The organism is Vibrio sp. B183, assembly GCF_000740665.1.
In the GTDB taxonomy this organism is placed as follows: Bacteria; Pseudomonadota; Gammaproteobacteria; order Enterobacterales; family Vibrionaceae; genus Vibrio; species Vibrio coralliilyticus.
Genome location: NZ_JPQB01000052.1, coordinates 1 through 977, shown reverse-complemented (window position 1 = coordinate 977; position 977 = coordinate 1). Strand labels below are relative to the sequence as shown.

Here is a 977-nt window from a genome sequence, read left to right as displayed (position 1 = left end):
TTCAACATGTATGAAACGGTATATTGGTTGAGAGATCCAATCAATATACCCTTTGGGTAGGCGAGTTAGATTGGTTGGTGTTGTTTTTTCTCTTTTACTCATTGTTTTTCAACTGTGATATTTTTATTTCTATCAATACCATTAAGAAACATGAATAAGTCACTATTAGTAGACAAAACAAGCGTTGTGTTCTCTGAAATAACGGTCGAGTAAGATTGCATCGTTCGTGTGAATTCATAAAATTGTCTTGTTTCAGGATTTTTATTGTAAGCTGATGAATAAATTTCGGCGGCTTTAGCGTCAGCTTGTCCTCGAATCTCTTCGACTTCACGATAGGCCTCAGATTGAATCTTATCCAAGTCTCTTACTCTGTCACCTCGAATCCTCGCAGCCTCCCCATTTCCTTCGGATAAAAAACGTTCTGCAATTTGACGACGTTCACTAATCATTCGCTCATAAATTTTAGGGCGAACACTTTCATTGTAATTAATACGTTTAAATCTAATGTCGAGCAACTCAATGCCAAAGATTTTTATTTTTTCTGACGCTGCAGAGAATATTTCTTGCTCTACAAATTGGCGACCTTTTTGGATAGGAACTAAGGCACCTATTTTCAGCTCTCTTTCAGCCTCACTCAATAATGGATCTCGTAATGGTTTGCGATTTTTGTTAGNNGATCAATTCATGTTTTGCTACAGCATTGCGTGTCTCACTACCCAAAATATCGTCTAGTCGAGATTGTGCACTGCGTTCATCTTTGAGACGTAAAAAGTATTGAAGCGGGTCAACGATTCGCCATCGAGCAAACAAGTCTACAGAAATATACAGTTTATCTTTTGTTGGCATGTCGGAAGGGCGACCATCCCATTCCAACACTCGTTTGTCGATAGTATTAATTTCTTGAATATACGGTACTTTTATTTTTAATCCAGCATTAACAATAGGTTTCCCTATTGGCTTTCCAAACTGAGTGATAA

Annotated in this window: 2 protein-coding genes; both read right to left on the bottom strand. The window is 37.6% G+C overall.

Features of this window, described 5'->3' with window-relative positions; all coding sequences use genetic code 11:
- Nucleotides 1-98: 98 nt before the first annotated feature.
- On the bottom strand, nt 99-638 hold the full coding sequence (gene hflC / locus IX95_RS26920; protein ID WP_235202671.1) for a protease modulator HflC: 540 nt from the start codon (nt 636-638) through the stop codon (nt 99-101).
- A 31-nt stretch (nt 639-669) separates the two neighbouring features.
- Complete coding sequence (locus IX95_RS26915; protein WP_443082999.1) at nt 670-921, bottom strand: SPFH domain-containing protein; 252 nt, start codon at nt 919-921, stop codon at nt 670-672.
- Between the last annotated feature and the right edge of the window lie 56 nt (nt 922-977).